The 16,897-nt window shown below is 67.5% G+C and carries 14 protein-coding genes; 8 read left to right on the top strand and 6 right to left on the bottom strand.

All coding sequences use genetic code 11. The features are described 5' to 3' along the window. Position 1 precedes the first annotated feature (1 nt). Complete coding sequence (locus ACFC4D_RS06690; protein ID WP_029930951.1) at positions 2-415, bottom strand: roadblock/LC7 domain-containing protein; 414 nt, start codon at positions 413-415, stop codon at positions 2-4. Continuing rightward, positions 412-4,674 (bottom strand): ATP-binding protein, encoded by a 4,263-nt coding sequence (locus tag ACFC4D_RS06685; protein WP_376062033.1) that lies wholly within the window; start codon positions 4,672-4,674, stop codon positions 412-414. The genes ACFC4D_RS06690 and ACFC4D_RS06685 overlap by 4 nt, the downstream gene beginning before the upstream one ends. Before the next feature lie 337 nt (positions 4,675-5,011). Between ACFC4D_RS06685 and ACFC4D_RS06680 the strand changes: the two genes are divergently transcribed. The 6 genes from ACFC4D_RS06680 (at position 5,012) to ACFC4D_RS06655 (ending at position 11,409) form a co-directional block, all read left to right on the top strand. Next, on the top strand, positions 5,012-7,132 hold the full coding sequence (locus ACFC4D_RS06680; protein ID WP_375962795.1) for an AMP-binding protein: 2,121 nt from the start codon (positions 5,012-5,014) through the stop codon (positions 7,130-7,132). 136 nt (positions 7,133-7,268) lie between these two features. Continuing rightward, the gene (locus ACFC4D_RS06675) at positions 7,269-7,655 is read left to right on the top strand and encodes a hemophore-related protein (protein WP_375962793.1); all 387 of its coding nucleotides are present in this window, start codon (positions 7,269-7,271) and stop codon (positions 7,653-7,655) included. Between the two features lie 16 nt (positions 7,656-7,671). Next, positions 7,672-8,388, top strand: a complete 717-nt coding sequence (locus ACFC4D_RS06670; RefSeq protein WP_364641355.1) for a response regulator transcription factor — start codon at positions 7,672-7,674, stop codon at positions 8,386-8,388. A gap of 4 nt (positions 8,389-8,392) precedes the next feature. Continuing rightward, complete coding sequence (locus ACFC4D_RS06665) at positions 8,393-9,769, top strand: HAMP domain-containing sensor histidine kinase (protein WP_364641358.1); 1,377 nt, start codon at positions 8,393-8,395, stop codon at positions 9,767-9,769. Positions 9,770-9,798: 29 nt separating this feature from the next. Next, on the top strand, positions 9,799-10,959 hold the full coding sequence (locus ACFC4D_RS06660; protein ID WP_376062032.1) for a hypothetical protein: 1,161 nt from the start codon (positions 9,799-9,801) through the stop codon (positions 10,957-10,959). A 165-nt stretch (positions 10,960-11,124) separates the two neighbouring features. Beyond that, positions 11,125-11,409 carry a hypothetical protein gene (locus ACFC4D_RS06655; RefSeq protein WP_330185534.1) on the top strand — a complete coding sequence of 95 codons (285 nt, stop codon included), beginning with the start codon at positions 11,125-11,127 and terminating at the stop codon, positions 11,407-11,409. A 123-nt stretch (positions 11,410-11,532) separates the two neighbouring features. Here ACFC4D_RS06655 and ACFC4D_RS06650 read toward each other — a convergent pair whose 3' ends face one another. Further along, entirely contained in the window at positions 11,533-11,895 is a 363-nt protein-coding gene (locus ACFC4D_RS06650; RefSeq protein WP_364641364.1) for an FKBP-type peptidyl-prolyl cis-trans isomerase, read from the bottom strand. A gap of 114 nt (positions 11,896-12,009) precedes the next feature. Here ACFC4D_RS06650 and ACFC4D_RS06645 point away from each other — a divergent pair, with 114 nt between their 5' ends. Together ACFC4D_RS06645 and ACFC4D_RS06640 are read left to right on the top strand one after the other, a co-directional pair. After that, complete coding sequence (locus tag ACFC4D_RS06645) at positions 12,010-12,813, top strand: TrmH family RNA methyltransferase (protein WP_376062031.1); 804 nt, start codon at positions 12,010-12,012, stop codon at positions 12,811-12,813. Between the two features lie 16 nt (positions 12,814-12,829). Next, complete coding sequence (locus ACFC4D_RS06640; protein ID WP_364641371.1) at positions 12,830-13,123, top strand: DUF2537 domain-containing protein; 294 nt, start codon at positions 12,830-12,832, stop codon at positions 13,121-13,123. A gap of 73 nt (positions 13,124-13,196) precedes the next feature. Here ACFC4D_RS06640 and ACFC4D_RS06635 read toward each other — a convergent pair whose 3' ends face one another. The 3 genes from ACFC4D_RS06635 to serC all read right to left on the bottom strand — a co-directional run bounded on the left by ACFC4D_RS06635 (position 13,197) and on the right by serC (position 16,829). Further along, complete coding sequence (locus ACFC4D_RS06635) at positions 13,197-13,940, bottom strand: DUF6928 family protein (protein WP_375962786.1); 744 nt, start codon at positions 13,938-13,940, stop codon at positions 13,197-13,199. 371 nt (positions 13,941-14,311) lie between these two features. Continuing rightward, on the bottom strand, positions 14,312-15,529 hold the full coding sequence (gene sepH / locus ACFC4D_RS06630) for a septation protein SepH (protein ID WP_376062030.1): 1,218 nt from the start codon (positions 15,527-15,529) through the stop codon (positions 14,312-14,314). Between the two features lie 175 nt (positions 15,530-15,704). Then, on the bottom strand, positions 15,705-16,829 hold the full coding sequence (gene serC / locus ACFC4D_RS06625) for a phosphoserine transaminase (RefSeq protein WP_375962782.1): 1,125 nt from the start codon (positions 16,827-16,829) through the stop codon (positions 15,705-15,707). Positions 16,830-16,897: the final 68 nt, after the last annotated feature.

Below are 16,897 nucleotides of genomic sequence, written 5' to 3'. Positions count from 1 at the left end.
ATCAGGAACCCATCGTGACGCGAGGTGTGGCCTGGACTGTCTGGCCCACTCGCTCGACCAACAACGCCATTTCGTATCCAACCTGGCCGATGTCGCACGAGGTATTCGTGAGCACCGCGAGGTAGGAACCGTCGCCGACGGCCATCAGGAGCAGGTAACCGTGCTCCATCTCGACCACCGACTGCAGGACGGTGCCGCCCTCGAACAGATTGGACACGCCCACCGACAGGCTCGCGAGGCCCGCGGTCACGGCAGACAGCTGCTCGGCACGATCCACGGGCAGTTGCGCGCTCGCGGCCATCAGCAGACCATCCGCCGAAACCAGAACCGCGTGTGCGACGCCCGGAACCTCATTGGCGAAATTCGAAACCAGCCAATCCAGCTGACGCTTCGTACCACCTAGATCGGGGTTCATCGGTCTCCTTTATCTCCGGTTAGGTTCATTTCTTTCATCGCACGGCCATCCCGGACACCTTGCTGATGCCGACTCAGACTCGACCTGATGGATTCTGGGTCGCGATGGGCCGCCTTGTCAGCGTTTCCGTTGACACCGCCCGGCACAAGTCGGTTACCCGGATCACGTTGCGGCAGACCCGCTGCCGTACGGCGCTGCGGTTCGGACTCGTTTACCCGCTGCGCGGCCTGCCAACCCTCATCACCCGGTGATTCGAAGGACGAGGCCACATGGGATCGCTCCGCGCTCGGATCCGACAACCACGCCGACATCATCTCAGCGAAGATCGGCGTACCCATGGAAGCCTGATCCTCACCGGTCGCGGGCTGCAGCCGGGTCTGGAAGAACGAGGCCGCCTTCTGCGGATTCGAACGGAAACTGTGCCGGCCGCGGTCCTTCGGATCACCCGAATCGCCCTGCGGCAGACCCAGACCCGGCAGCGGAGCCGGACGCTGCGGCAGACCCGCACCCGGATCACGCTGCGGCAGACCACTGGCGCCGCGCTGCGGCAAACCGGGCGCACCCGCATCGGTGCCACCGCGCTGCGGCAAGCCGCCGTCGCGCTGCGGCAGACCACTGCCGGCCGGATCCGCACCACGCTGGGGCAGACCACCCGGACGCTGCGGCGGCTGACCACCGAACGCGGCTTCCTGCTGCGGTGCGCCAGGCGCGCCATTGCCACCGGGCGCACGACGCGGCAGGCCACCGGCCTGATCGCCACCACGCTGCGGGAGACCCGAATCACGCTGCGGCAGACCGTTGGAGCCGGTATCCGAGCCGCCGCGCTGCGGCAAACCACCCGCGGCATCGGCACCACCGCGCTGCGGCAGGCCGTGCCTGCCCGTATCGCGCTGCGGCAGACCACCGGACTGATCCCGCTGCGGCAGACCATTGCCGCCGTCTCGCTGCGGGAGACCACCGGCGGACGGATCGCGCTGAGTCAGGCCGCCCGAGAGGGAATCCTGGCCACCGCGCTGCGGCGGCTGTTGACGACCCTGCGGGCCGCCATCCGCTCCGCTTCCACGCTGCGGCAAGCCACCCGAGAGAGCATCGGAATCGCCACGCTGCGGCAGACCACCGGACAGGGCATCCGAACCGCCACGCTGCGGGAGACCACCCGACAGGGCGTCGGAGCCACCGCGCTGCGGCAGACCACCGGAGGCATCAGCACCACCGCGTTGCGGCGGCTGCGGACGGTTCCCCGCACCCGAATCACGTTGCGGGAGACCACCCGCGGCGTCACCACGCTGCGGGAGACCACCGGCGGCGGCATCCGCGCCACCGCGCTGCGGCGGTTGCGGACGGTTGGTCGGACCCGAATCACGTTGCGGGAGACCACCTGCGGCCTCACCGCGCTGCGGCAGACCATCACGCGCGGGCGCGCCATTGGCGCCCGGCTCACGGGTGGGCAGTCCGCCCTGGGCGGAACGCTGCGGCGGCAGGCCGACACTGGGCTCACGACCCGGTGCGCCATTGGTGCCCGGCTGGCGCTGCGGCAGACCGCCGGACGCCGAACCGTTCGCTTGATCAGCGCCACCGCGCTGCGGAAGCCCGGTCGCCGGATCGCGCGGAGCCAGACCATCCCGCTGCGGCGGTACCGGACCGCGCTGCGTCAGACCCGAGTCACCCGATCCACCGAGACCATTGGAGCCACCGAGGCCGACACCCTTACCCGGACCACCGGGGCCACCCGGGCCGCCGGAGTTGCCGAGACCACCCGGTGCACCCGGGCCACCCGGCGCGCCGGGGCCACCCGGACGCTGGGGCAGTCCACCGGGACCACCCGGACCACCTTGGCGGCGAAGCATATTGGCGGCGAGACCGCCGCCGGGTCGGGCCGGGCCATCGCCCGGCGGGCGCTGCGGCAGATTCGCGGCAGGCTGCGCACCCGGCGCGGCCGGACCATTCGCACCCGGATCGCGCTGGGGTAGCCCACCGGGTCTGTCCACCGACGGGGTGGCCACGGTGTGCTTCACGGTCGGACCGTTCACGCCCGGCTGACGCTGCGGCAGACCGCCGCCGAGCCCGCCACCGGCAAGTCCGCCACCGCTACCGGGCAGACCGCCCGGCACGTTGGTGCCCGGCGAACGCTGCGGCAGACCCGTCGAGGCACCGCCCGAGGCGGCCGCGGGAGCCGGTGCTCCGGGCGCTCCCGGCGCACCGGCCGGAATCGGCCCGCTCACACCGGGATCCACCGTGACCATGACATTGCCGGTCGCGGTGCGGGTGACCGCGCGCATCTGCATGGAGGACGGCGCGCCCTGCTGATTCCCCGCACCCTGCGCGGCCGGGGCCGGCTGCTGCGGATTGCCCTGCGGCGGCACCGAAATGGCACCGCCCGCCGCCACGATGAGCGGCTTGGGCACGTGCACCGTCACGGTGACGCCGGGATCGCGGGCGGTATCGAAGGTCGGGCGCAGTCGCACGCTCAGGCCGTGGCGCTCGGCCAGGCGGCCGACCACGAACAGACCCATGTGCCGCGCGGTATCCGGACCCACCTCGGCGGTGGATTCCAAACGCCGGTTGATCTCGGCCATTTCGGCCGGGGGCATACCGATGCCGCGGTCCGCGACCTCGATGAGCAGACCCTGATCGTGCGCCTGCGCGAAGGTGAACTTCACGTCCGTCTCCGGCGGCGAGGCGCGCAGCGCGTTATCGAGCAACTCGGCGAACAGGTGCGCCATATCGGAGGCGGCCGGTTCGGTGAGCGCACCGCGCGGGGTCGCGCCCAGCTTGACGCGTTCGTAGTCCTCCACCTCGGAGATGGCGGCACGCAGCACGTCCGCGATCTCGACGGGCGCGGACTTGGTGCGGCGCTGTTTGGTGCCGGCCAGAATCAGCAGGTTGTCACCGTTACGGCGCATACGCGCCGCGAGATGGTCCAGGCGGAAGAGGTTTTCGAGCAGGCGCGGGTCCTTCTCGTCGTACTCCATCGCCTCGATGAGCGAGAGCTGATGGTCGACAAGGGACTTCGAGCGCCGCGCCAGGGTCTCGAACATATCGTTGACCTGGGTACGCATGGAGGCCTGATCGGCGGCCAGACGCAGCGCCTGCCCGTGGATATCGTCGACGGCGCGAGCCAGCTGACCGATTTCCTCATCGGTGTGCACCGGCATGGGCTCCAGCGGCACGTCTTCCGGATCGGCGCCGTCACGCAGCTGCGAGACCTCCTGCGCCAAGTCGTATTCGGCGACGCGGAGCGCGGCCAGGCGCAGACGGCGCAGCGGCACGATCATCGCGCGCGCGATCAACACGGCCAGCGCGAGCGCGCCGAGAATGGTGGCGATGACGATCACGGTGTAGCGAATGGCGTCGCCGCGCGCGTTGGACGCGAGCACGTCGACTCGGGACACGATGTCCTTGGTCGAATTGGTGCCGATGGTCTGATAGTTCTCGACGCTGGAGACCAGCGAATCCTTCAGATCCGAGACCGGCAGCTGACCGGCCTGCGCCTGCGGGCTGGTGACCAGCTGCAGACGGGTGTCCACCAGGCGTTGTAGCTCCGCGATGATCGGATCGCCGTCGGCGAACCGATGCGCCATGACCGCGAGCAGCTGCCGCTCGGTGCTGATGCCGATCTGGATATCGCGCAAGCCGTCCTTGGGATTGCTGCGCAGCGCGTCCGCGAAACCGGCGACCTCGCCGACCAGCACGGCACGGGTGTTCAGCGAGTCGACCAATCGTAGTTTGGATTGATCGACGTTCTTATCGGCGATGGTGGAGACGATGCTCTCCACGGTCCGGACGCTGTTACCGCGAATCCGCTCGATGGTGTTGATGCCCTCGGCGGTGGTCTTGAGCGGCGCCAGTCCATTGGCGCGAACCGCTTTGGAAGCGGTGATCATGTCATCGAGCGCGGCACGCGCACTCGGGAGATCGGACAGCGATGAGACCGCGCGCTCGGCGAACTGAATAGCGGTATCCAGGCTCGCCAATTCGGGTTCGGTGGTGATCGACTGGTTCGGGCCGAGCTGGACCATCTGACCACCGACCACCGAAGCGGCCGTGGCACTCAAACCGGTGATCGCCGGAATAACGGCGACATGGTCGACCGCGTTCCCCTGCCTGCTGGACTCCGCGAACTCTGCCGAGATCCTCGACGCACCCAGCACGACGGCGACCAACAGCGGGACGGCGAGCACCGCCGTCACCTTCCATCGCAGGTCCCAGTTGCTCAGCGCCCAGCGCTTATTGCTGCCGGACCTTGCGGCGTCACGCATCTCCCACTCACTTTCCAAACTGGCCCAAGCCACGCGCCATCAGCGAGCCTCCGCGATCGCACGCTGGGCTCGACAGACGGAGCTGGCCGAGAACTGCGGCTGGCCGAGAAATTGCGTCCAAGACGGCCGAAATATGTGACATGCGATTCTAACGGATCAATAACTTCTTGTGTGACCTCTTGGCAACCACCAGTCTCTGACCAGCCGTTTGCAGGCATTATCAAAGGTCGCGGCGTCCGCCCGGACGTCGCGTGAAGTCTGCCACAATCAGGCTGATCTATCGAGGCGGGCATCCATGCCCTTCACATGCGTGCTGCGGAGCTAGGGAGTCACGGGGTTGAACGCGAAGCAGGAGTACCGACCGGCGTATCAATTGAGCCTGGTCGATCCCTCGGAGTTCTGGCGCACCGCGGCCGAATCCATCAGCTGGGATGTTCCGCCCACCCAGATCCTCGACTCGAATGCGCGCCCGACCGCGCGCTGGTTCCCGGACGCTCGCCTCAACACCTCCTACAACGCACTTGATCGTCATGTGCGCGAGATCACACCCTCGGAGGGCGGTTCCGGCGGTCAAGAGGGGGGTCGCGCCGATCAGCCCGCCCTAATATACGACTCCGCTATGACCGGCACCAGGCGTGTTTACACATACGCACAGCTGCTGGACGAAGTCGCCCGATTTGCCGGATCCATGGTGCGACTCGGTGTGAAAACCGGCGATCGAGTCGTCATATATATGCCGATGATTCCGGAATCCGTTATCGCGATGCTCGCCTGTGCTCGCATCGGTGCGGTGCATTCGGTGGTTTTCGGCGGCTTCGCGGCGCACGAATTGGCCGCTCGCATCGATGACGCGGAACCTGTGCTGATCATCACAGCCTCCGGCGGACTCGAACCCGGCCGCCGTATCGAATACCCGCCGATCGTGTTGCAGGCGTTGGATATCGCCGAGACCACCGCACCGCGCAATGTGCTGGTCAAAGCGCGGGACGGCTTTCCCGAACTGCGCTTCTCCGCGGCACAGGCCGCCACCGAATATCTGCCTGATTCGTCACAGACCGTGGCCGCGCGCTGGCTGGACTGGGACGAGGCGATCCGCGACGCCGAACCGGCCGCACCGGTTTCGCTGGCCGCGACCGATCCGCTGTACATCCTCTACACCTCCGGCACCACCGGAAAGCCCAAGGGCGTGGTCCGCGACAACGGCGGGCACGCGGTGTCGATGGCCTGGTCGATGCGCAATATCTACGACGTCAATGCCGGGCAGACCATGCTCACGACCTCCGATATCGGCTGGGTCGTGGGACATTCGTACATCGTGTACGCGCCGCTGCTGGTCGGGGCGACCACCATCCTTTACGAGGGCAAGCCGATCGGGACTCCGGACGCGGGCACGTTCTGGCGGCTCATCGAGGATTACAAGGTCGATGTGATGTTCACCGCGCCGACCGCGTTGCGCGCCATCCGCCGCGCCGATCCCGAAGCGGCGCTGGCCAAGCGGCATGACATGTCCACCCTGCGCGCGCTGTTCTGCGCCGGTGAGCGGCTGGATCCGGCCACCTATGAATGGTCGGTCGACACCCTGCTCGCCGATCGGCCGGACTGCCCGGTGGTGGATCACTGGTGGCAGACCGAGACGGGCTGGCCCATTTGCGCCAATCCGCTTGGACTGCAACAGCTTCCGATCAAGGCCGGATCTGCCTCGGTTCCCGTGCCCGGTTATCGGCTGCGGGTGCTGGATTCGGAGGGCAACGCCGTGCCGCCGAACACCGAGGGCAATATCGTCATCGGGCTGCCGCTGCCGCCCGGCACGCTGACCACGCTGTGGCGTGATGACGCGCGCTTCGAGCGCTCCTATCTCTCCGCCTATCCCGGGCACTATCTGACCGGCGACTCCGGCTTCTTCGACGAGGACGGCTATCTGTTCGTACTCGGCCGCAGCGACGATGTGATCAATATGGCCGGACATCGCCTGTCCGCGGGCGGCATCGAGGCCGCCATCGCCGGACATCCGCTGGTCGCCGAGACCGCGGTGGTCGGGGTGCCGGATGAGCTGAAGGGCCAGCGGCCCATCGGATACGTGGTGCTCAAGGCCGGTGTCGATATCGCGCCCGAGGAGTTGCGCGCCCAGGTCATCGAGCGGGTCCGGGATCGGGTCGGCGCCATCGCCACGCTGTACGACGTGGTCGCGGTGACCTCGCTGCCCAAGACCCGATCGGGAAAGATCCTGCGCCGCACCATGCGCCAGATCGCGGCGGGCGAGACCTTCGAGGTGCCGCCCACCATCGAGGACGCGGGCATGCTGCCCACCCTGGAGAAGCAGATCCGCGATGCGGTGACGCTGATGGAGGATAAGGAGCGCATCGCGGCCGCCGATGCCGCGACCGCGGCCACCACCCCGTTCCGGCGCATCGACCCCAATGCCGCCGCGCCGAGCGGAGATACCGCGCCCTCCGCCTGAATCACGCGCTGACCGGGGCGAATTCGGGCACCCACACGGTTTTCTCAGAGATCGTTCACGGGACTCCCATGGCGGTGGCCTAGCGTCGGGCGGGCACGGGTCGCAGGACCCGTGTACCGCTGAGAAAGGCCGATACATGAGTTTCGTCCGTAACCACCGGACCGCCGCAGTCTTCGGCGCCGGTGCGCTCGCCACCGTCGCGATCGCACTGGCCCCCGCCACCGCCTCCGCGAGCCCGCTGGATCTGGCCGCGCCGCTGCTGAATTCGACCTGCACCTTCGCCCAGGTCGACGCCGCACTGCACGACAAGGCCCCCGCCCTGGCCTCGCTGCTGGACCAGAACCCGTCGCAGAAGGCCGAATTGAAGGCCAAATTCGATCAGTCGCCCGCCCAGCGCCAGGCCGAATTCGACGCGTATGTGCGCGATAACCCGGACGCCGCGAACTCCGCCGCGAACGATCCGCGCGCCTCCGGTATGGCCGCCACCATCCAGACCGTCGCCGACACCTGCCACAACTACTGAGGCAGAGACTGCGACAATGGAACCCGTGGGCGAACGCGGCGAGTTACCTACTGTCCTGGTCGTCGATGACGACGAGGATGTTCTTGTCTCGGTCGAACGCGGGCTCCGGCTCTCGGGCTTCCGGGTGGTCATCGCCCGGGACGGCGCGCAGGCGCTGCGCGCGGTCAACGAGACCGCACCCGATGCCATCGTGCTCGATATGAATATGCCCATCCTGGACGGCGCGGGCGTGGTCACCGCCCTGCGCGCCATGGGCAACGAGGTGCCGATCTGCGTGCTGTCCGCGCGCAGTTCGGTCAACGACCGCATCGCCGGACTGGAATCCGGGGCGGACGACTACCTGGTGAAACCGTTCGTGCTGGCCGAACTGGTGGCGCGGATCAAGGCGCTGCTGCGGCGGCGCAGTGATGTGCCGCCGTCGTCGGTGCCGGGCGGAATCACGGTGGGGCCCTTGGAAGTCGACGTCGCCGGATATCGCGCACTGCTGCACGGCGACGAAATCGAGCTCACCAAAAGGGAATTCGAATTGCTGTCCACACTGGCGCGCAGCGCCGGGGTGGTATTGAGCCGGGAACGACTGCTGGAACTGGTGTGGGGCTACGACTTCGCCGCCGACACCAATGTGGTGGACGTCTTCGTCGGCTATCTGCGCCGCAAACTCGAGACCGACGGCACCCCCCGGCTGCTGCACACCATTCGCGGCGTCGGATTCGTGCTGCGCGCGCCGAAATGACGCCGTGAACCGCCCGCGCAGTCCGCGACGCCGCTCGTATTCACTGCGGGCGCGCGTCGCCGCGGCGGCCGCTCTCGGCGCGACAATCATTGTGGCGGCGCTGAGTTGGTTCACCATGTACGCCATCGAGCGCAATAATCTCGCGCAGGCCGATCAGCAGCTGGCCGTCACCTCGCGGGTGGTGCTCATCGAACCGGTGCTCGCGGTGACCGTGCTCGGGGTGCTCGGACCCACCAACGATATGGCGCTGACCGTGCGCAATGCCGACGGTTCACTGGCCAGCACCTCGGTGCAGCTGCCCGCGCTACCGGTCGGGAATCACACCGTCACCGTGGACGGCAATACCTACCGGGTGCTCACCACCACCCAGAATCAACCCTCCGGACGTGTTGTCTCCCTTGGCATTCCGACCACCGAGAATGAGCGCACCACGGCAGCGCAGCGGCGCTGGGTGCTGTGGGCGGCGCTGCTGGCCGTGGCCGCGGCGGCCGGACTGGGCTGGCTGTTCGGCGGGCGCGCGGTGCGCCCGATCGCGAACCTGACCCGGCAGCTGGACCGGCACGGCGAACCCGGCGGCCCGCTGCCCGTGGACGGGCACGGGGTGCGCGAATCGGAAATGCTCGCCGACGCGGTCAACACCATGCTGGAGCGCATCGACCGGGCACAGGCCGAAACCGCCGCCGCACTGGAGACCGCCCGCGATTTCGCCGCCGTCTCCGCACACGAACTGCGCACCCCGCTCACCGCCATGCGCACCGATCTGGAAGTGCTGCGCACCCTGGACCTGGACGAGGCGCAGCGCGCGGAAATCCTCATCGACCTGCATCGCGGGCAGAACCGGGTGGAATCCACCCTCGCGGCGCTGGAACGGCTCGCCGCCGGGGATCTCACCAATGCCCGCGATCACGTGGCCACCGATGTGGCCGAACTCATCGATGCCGCCGCACACGATGCCAACCGGCACTTCCCGAATCTGAAGGTGCGCATCGACACCGATGCCGAACTCGTCACCCGCGGCCTGCCCACCGGGCTGCGCCTGGCCATCGACAATGCCCTGGCCAATTCCGCGCGGCACGGCGGCGCGACCGAGGCGCTGGTCTCGGCGCATCGAGATCCGTTCGGGCACATAGTGATCAGCGTCGACGACAATGGTCACGGCATTCCCGCCGCCGAACGCGCCACCGTCTTCGAACGCTTCGCGCGCGGCAGTCAGGCCGCCAAGGGCGGATCCGGGCTTGGGCTGGCGCTGGTGGCACAGCAGGCGCAATTGCACGGCGGGCGAGCCTATTTCGACGACGGACTGCTCGGCGGCGTGCGACTGGTACTGGAATTGCCGGATACCCCAGTGTTTACCGAATTCTCAGAGAAACGCCAGAGCTGACGGCAATAGGTACCTCTACGGTCTTAATAGTGTTGGGAAAAAATCGCACTCGGCTGGCCCTGTTCGCTCTCCTACTGGTAGCCGCGGTCACCACCGGTGTGATCGCGTATCTGCGGATATCGCCCGCGCCCACCGGGGTGGCGCTCATCAACGGCGATACCGGGCCCACCGGGGCCAAAATCGCAAGGGCGTTGCAGGACAGCGGAACTCGCGAGTGGGATGTGGTCGATTCGGCCAGCACCGACGATTACGCGGTGATCATCACACTGCCCACCGAACTGTCCGCCGATATCGCCTCGCTCGGCACCGATAAACCGCAGCGGGCGCAGGTGACGGTGACGACCAATGATCGCGCCGACGCGAATATCGTGAACGATGCGGTGAATGACGTGACAAAGAAAATCAGCGCGTCCGGACTCGACACCCTTTTCGCCTCGATGAACAGCGCGCGCGGGAAATTGCAGCAGGTCTCCATGACCAGCACGCTGCTGAGCGCGGGCGTACAGGCCGCCGCCGACGGCGCACAGCAGTTCGGCTCCGGGGCCGATGAGATGCTGGCCTTCCTGGATCAGGCGAAAGCCGGTGCGGGACAGATCACTTCGGCCATCACCGAGTTGAACACCACGGTCGGCGCGGCCACCAAACAGGCGAACGATCTCGGCACGGCGCTGGATTCGACCGGGGTCACCGTCGGGCAGGTGTCACAGGCGGCCGATCAGCTGAGTTCGGGCATCAACGCCATCGTGCCGCTGCTGCAGGGGCTGCCGTTCGCGGGCGATCCGCAGCTGGCGAGCATCATCACCCAGCTACAGGGTTTGCAGGTCGTGGCGAACCAGGCCGGAGGCCAGCTCAACGGGGTGGGCGATCTGGTCGGCACCACCGTCACCCCCGAAACGCGGATCGGGCAGCTGCTGCACGATGGCGCGACCCGCCTGGGTGACGCGAGTGCGCAGTTGAATCAGGGCGGGCAGCTGGCCGCGAGCATTCCGGCGCTGGCGGATCAGGGCAAGACGCAGCTGGTGGCGGCGTTGAACGCGCTGACCTCGGGGGTGTCGCAATTGCAGGCGGTCACGACCACGCTGGGCAATCAGGCCACGCAGGCGTTGAACGCGCTGCCGCAGCGCGGGGTGCCGCAGCAGTCGGCGATCGCGTCGGCGCTCACCGATCCGGTGGAGATCGTCCGCAAATAATCTGCGCCAATAAAGCGTTGGCAAACAATCAGCAACAATCGGCGGTTCTTCCGGTTACACTCATGACCGAATTGTTCTAATCGATCAGTTTTTGACGCTCCTGCCCCACCCGCGCCACGGCTCCACCCCCAGCGCCCCGGTACCGGAGAGGAAACGATCGTGAGCATGCTGCTGGCCGCGCACGACATGTACGGCACAGTCCTCGCACAAATGGGCAATCCCACGGCCGAGACCCCGCCCATGGCCGACAAGATGATGAAGATGTTCCGCTACTTCACCTGGTTCACCCAGATGTCCGGCATCGCCGCCATCACCTACGGCGGCGGAAAGTTCGCCTGGGAGAAGTGGGGCGGCGGAGCGGGCTCCCCCAAAATGGTCGCCAACGCCATGCTCGGCGGTGCGACGGCCACCAGCGCCGGCACCATCATGAACACCATCGTCGGCTCCTGACAGCCACACCGAGGAGAGATTTCGGGGGCACACCCCGGAACCCCGAAGTGCGAAGATGCCCACACACAACGAACGCCCGCCTCGCTTCCACGAGGCGGGCGTTCGCTTTCGACCGCGAAGCGCTTAGTTCAGCACGTCCAGCAGATCGATGATGAAGACCAGGGTCTTGCCCGAGAGACGGTGTCCGGCTCCGGCGGGGCCGTAGGCCAGCTCCGGCGGGATGGTGAGCTGGCGGCGGCCGCCGACCTTCATACCCGGGATGCCTTCCTGCCAGCCCTGGATCAGGTTGCGCAGCGGGAACTTGATGGACTCGCCGCGGTTCCAGGAGGAATCGAACTCTTCGCCGTTGTCGAACTCGACGCCCACGTAGTGCACGTCGACGGTGGAGCCGGGCTCTGCCAGTGCGCCCGTGCCCTCGACGAGGTCCTTGATCACCAGCGTCGCGGGGGCGGGCCCGTCCTGGAACTCGATTTCCGGCTTGGTCATGGTTGTCCTCTTCGATAGGGGATCGGGATCGTCAATCACCTTATGCTGTGCCCCGGATCGACCTCGAGCTGTGCCCCGCAAGAGCCCGGAACGACGTCGCGCGAGAATAACCCCGTGGCCGAAGTGATCGATATCGACGACCCCGCCGACCCGCGCGTCGCCGACTTCCGCGACCTCAGCAATGCCGATCGGCGACCGGACCTGCCCGGCGGTAAAGGGCTGGTCATCGCCGAGGGCACCGTGGTGGTGGAACGCATGCTGGCCTCGCGGTTCACACCCTCCGGATTGCTGGGGGTGGCGCGCAAATACGAGGTGCTGGCCGAACAGCTGACCGGTATCGACGTGCCGTACTACCGGGCCACCGCCGAGGTGATGGCGGAGATCGTCGGATTCCATCTCAATCGCGGCGTGCTCGCCGCGGCGCGACGGCCGCCCGAACTCACCGCGGAAGCGGTGCTGGCGCGGGCGCGTACGGTCGCGGTGCTGGAGGGCGTGAACGATCACGAGAACATCGGCTCGATCTTCCGGAACGCGGCGGGCCTGGGCGCGGACGCGGTGCTGTTCGGCGATCGCTGCTCCGATCCGCTGTACCGGCGGTCGGTGCGGGTCTCCATGGGGCATGTGCTGCGCATCCCCTTCGCACCGCTGCCCGAATTCCCCGATGGCCTGAATATCCTGCGCGACAAGGGTTTCCAGATCATCGCGCTCACCCCGGATCCCAAGGCGGACACCCTCGCGCACGCCATGACCGGCGACCGGGTGGCCCTGCTGCTCGGCGCGGAGGGCCCCGGCCTGACCGAGGACACCATGCGCGCCAGCGATATTCGCGCCCGCATCCCCATGACACCGGGCACCGATTCCCTTAATGTGGCGACCGCCGCCGCCATGGCCTTCTACGAAAGAGTGCGTGCCCAGTGAGTTCAGGACCGGCCCAGTGAGCTATCCGCCCGACGGCCCGTACGGCTACGGCTATTCCGAGCCGACCCCGTGGGCCAGCGGTATCGCCGTCATCGCCTTCGTGGCGCTGCTGACCGCGGCGGGGGTCTACTCCTTCGGATCCGCACTGGCGCAGATTCATCCGCTGCTCTCGGCGCTGGTGAATGTGGTCGCGGTGGGCGGTGTCACCCCGACGGCCTGGCGCTGGCGCTTCCAGCCGGTGACACGCTGGGTGATCGCGGGTCTGGGTGTGGGCGTGTTGCTGGCCTGGATCGCCCTGCTGGCGAGCTGAACTCACTGATCCGGCCGACTCGGCGTGCGTCCCAGCCGGTTTCGCGCGTCGAGCCGTGCGGTGCCCGCGGCGCTCAGGACACGCGGTCCCGGTCCTTGCCGCGCAGCCAGCCGAACAGCCCGCGCTTGCCATTGCGTTCGACGGCGACCGGTGCGGCGGGTTCATCCACAGCGGGGGCCTGACCCTTGGGGAAGAGCGAGAATCCGCAGACCTCGATCAGATCCGGGGTGAGCGCGTCCTCGGAGAATTTGCCGCGATAGCGGAAGCCGAGCCATTCCTGATTGGCGGCATCGGCGAAATCCGGTGGGTCGAACGGCAATAGCTGTGGATCGGCCATTTCGCCGGGTTCCAATTCGATGGGGTGTTCGCCCGCCCAATACGGCCGCTCCCATACCCGAGGCATGCCCTCATCCTCGAGGATGTTCACCCGGCTGGCGCTGAACGACCGCCGGAATTCCCCGCGCTCCCATTCCGCGAAAGCGCCCCAGCCCAGCGACAGGTCATAGGACACCAGATAGGTGTGCTCGGAGGCGAGCGGACGGACCAGCAGTTCGGGGAGTCTCGTCGGTCTGGGCAGTGCCGCCTGGGTGGAACAGACCACGGTGACGCCGGGATAGCAGCCGATATAGATGGATTCGGGATCCGGCCCGGCCCACACCTTCATGGTGCCGGAGGCGGCGGGCACCACATCGCGATCCGGATTGAGCTGGCGGGCCAGCGCGAAGGCGGCGTCGGGATCGGGTCCCGGATGCGCGCGCAGTACGCCGACCGGATCGGAGGCGTCGACGTACCAGAGGGACGAGACAGTGGATGGCATTTCGCACCTCCCGAATTCCTTGCGAACCACTATTGGCAAACTATCCGCAACATTCGGTGGCCGCTCTCGGCGTCGGCGCGGACGGCCCCGGCCATCACCGCCACCACTATAAAATCTACCTGCCCGACCGTCGAAATGTCGCTGTTGTGCAAGGTCTCCCCCGGCGCGGCGAACTTGCCGCCGCCTGGGAACCTTCGGACAATTCAGGCAGTTTGCCAATGCAACGACGCATTCCCGCCGCTATCGGCACCGATTCGGCAACCGGAAACGCGGAAAAGCGCCCACGGCAATCGGGGCGCAACAATTTCAGCGCCGTAGCAAACTTTCAGCTTCGAATTCGGACCCACGGCCGAAAAACCGCGGGACGCGCGTCAGTGACCGGAGCTGCGCACGCCCAGGAGTACGTCTTCCCAGGACGGCATGGGGGCTTTACCGCCACGCTTGGCCCGATTCTGCTTCGCCGCGGGCTTGGCGGCGGGCGGCGTCGCGGGCGCGGTGGTCGCCGCGGCGGCCGGGGCCGCCGTGGCCGGTTCCGCGACAGCGGGTTCCGCCACCGGAGCCGACGCGGCCGGAGTCGCGGCGGGCGCCGACTGCGCCGGAGCGGGCTCGGCCTTCTCGGGCGCGGTCCGCTCGGGAGCGGCGGGTGCGGTTCGATCGGGCGCGGTCGCCGCAGTGCGTTCGGGCGCGGTGCGTTCGGGCGTGCGCTCCGGCGTCGAATGTGCCGGGGCGGCAGGCGGAGTCGTCACCGGGGGCGTCGGGGTGGCCACCGGGGCCGGAGCCGACGCGGCGGCGGACGGTGCGGGCACGGTGCCGTCACCGACGGCGGCGCGCTGCTCGTAGTAGCCGTCCATGGACTGCTGGCTGGCGACCCGGGCGGGCGCGGACTCGTAGTCGGCGCGCTCCTCGCGCGGGACGGGCGCGGTGGTGCGCGGCGTGGACGCCGGGGCCTCCACCATGACCGGTTCGTTCTGATCCGGCAGGATGGTGGCGAGACCGCGCAGGGCGCGGCCGAAGTCGGGGTCGATCAGGTCCGAGGCCGGATCATCGAGCGGCACAACGGAACCGCCGTGCGCGTCGGGCTGATAGCGCCAGTGCGCGGCGATCACCGAACGTCCGGCCTGCCACTGCAATTGCGCGACCCAGTACGCCTTTTCGTCTTTCCAGGCGTCCCATTCGGCGACGTCGATATTGTGGCCGCGCTCGGCGAAGGCGGCGGAGACGATCTCGATGAGGGTTTCGACGGCGGGACCATCGTTGCGGACCGGATGCGCCTTCTGCGCGAGCTCGGCGGCCCGGGCGCGTTCCAGCAGAACGGGATACGCGAAACGCTCCACCCGGCTGGCGGGCATTCCGGACTCTTCGGTGACCTGCTCCACCGAAGCACCGGCACGGATTCGAGCCTGGATATCGCGAGGGCGCATCGTGGCTTCCGTTTCGATCTCGATTTGTCCGAACCGGGCAAGATCTCCGCGGGCAGCGGCACGCAGTTTGTCATCGGCGGGGAGCCGGTACTTCTGACCGCTCTCGGTATCGATGCACACGATGTGCGTGGAATCGGGCGTCAATCCGATTACTCGAAGTTCACGCACCGTTACCTCCTTGTCACTGCATCGAACACAGTGCTGCGTCTACACAGCTGTCAGGCTCGCTTCTCCGCCCACGTTCTGGAACAGTAGTGCACTTCTGTGATTCGTGGGGCAAGACACGCGGCGCGAAAATCTGTCGCCAGACTCTCGCGCCGCCTACTGTGTCTTAGTTTGCGGTTCAGCCGATCTGCTGCACAACCCAATCGATGCTGCGGGTCAGCTGGGAAACATCTTCGGGATCGATGGCCGGGAACATACCGACGCGCAGCTGGTTACGACCCAGCTTACGGTACGGCTCGGTATCGACGATTCCGTTGGCGCGCAATACCTTCGCAACCTGTGCCGCATCCACCGAATCGTTGAAGTCGATGGTGCCGACCACCTGCGAGCGGTGCGCCGGATCCGCGACGAACGGGGTGGCGAATTCGCTGGTCTCGGCCCAGTTGTACAGGCGCGACGAGGAATCCGCGGTGCGCTTCACGGCCCAGTCCAGACCGCCGTTGCCATTCATCCATTCGATCTGATTGGCGAACAGCAACAGCGTGGCGAGCGCCGGGGTGTTGTAGGTCTGATCCTTGGTGGAGTTGTCGACCGCGATGGGCAGCGACAGGAATTCGGGGGTGAAGCGACCCGATTCCTTGATCTCCTCGACGCGAGCCAGCGCGGCGGGGCTCATCAGCGCGATCCACAGGCCGCCGTCGGAGGCGAAGCACTTCTGCGGCGCGAAGTAGTACACATCGGAATCGGCGATGTTCACCGGCAGACCGCCCGCGCCGGAGGTGGCGTCGATGGCGATGAGCGCGTTCTCCGAACCCGCGGGACGCGACACCGGGATGGCCACACCGGTGGAGGTCTCGTTGTGTGCCCAGCCGATGAGGTCGACCGAGGGGTCCGAAGTGGGCTCGGGCGCGCTGCCCGGCTCCGCCTTGACCACGATGGGGTCGCCGATGAACGGGTTGGCCTTGGCCACCGAGGCGAACTTGGAGGAGAACTCGCCGTTGGTCAGGTGCAGCGACTTCTCGCGGATCAGGCCGAAGGCGGCCGCGTCCCAGAACGCGGTGGTGCCGCCGTTGCCGAGCACGACCTCGTAACCGTCGGGCAGGGCGAACAATTCGCGCAGGCCGGAACGCACCCGGGCCACCACGTCCTTGACCGGCTTCTGCCGGTGGGAGGTACCGAACACGGAGGCGCCGGTATCCACCAGGGACTGCAGCTGTTCGGGACGCACCTTGGAGGGTCCGCAGCCGAACCGTCCGTCGGCGGGCTTGAGATCGTCGGGGATGGTCGGGAACGCAGAGGTCATGGCGACAAGGGTAGAGGCTGCGCATCCGTCGCGAAACGAGTGGGTCGGCCCTGCAACACGTTCGGACC

This window comes from Nocardia sp. NPDC056000, from assembly GCF_042269265.1.
GTDB lineage: Bacteria > Actinomycetota > Actinomycetes > Mycobacteriales > Mycobacteriaceae > Nocardia.
Note: the sequence above shows the minus strand (reverse complement) of the source record. Positions and strands in the feature narration are given on the sequence as shown.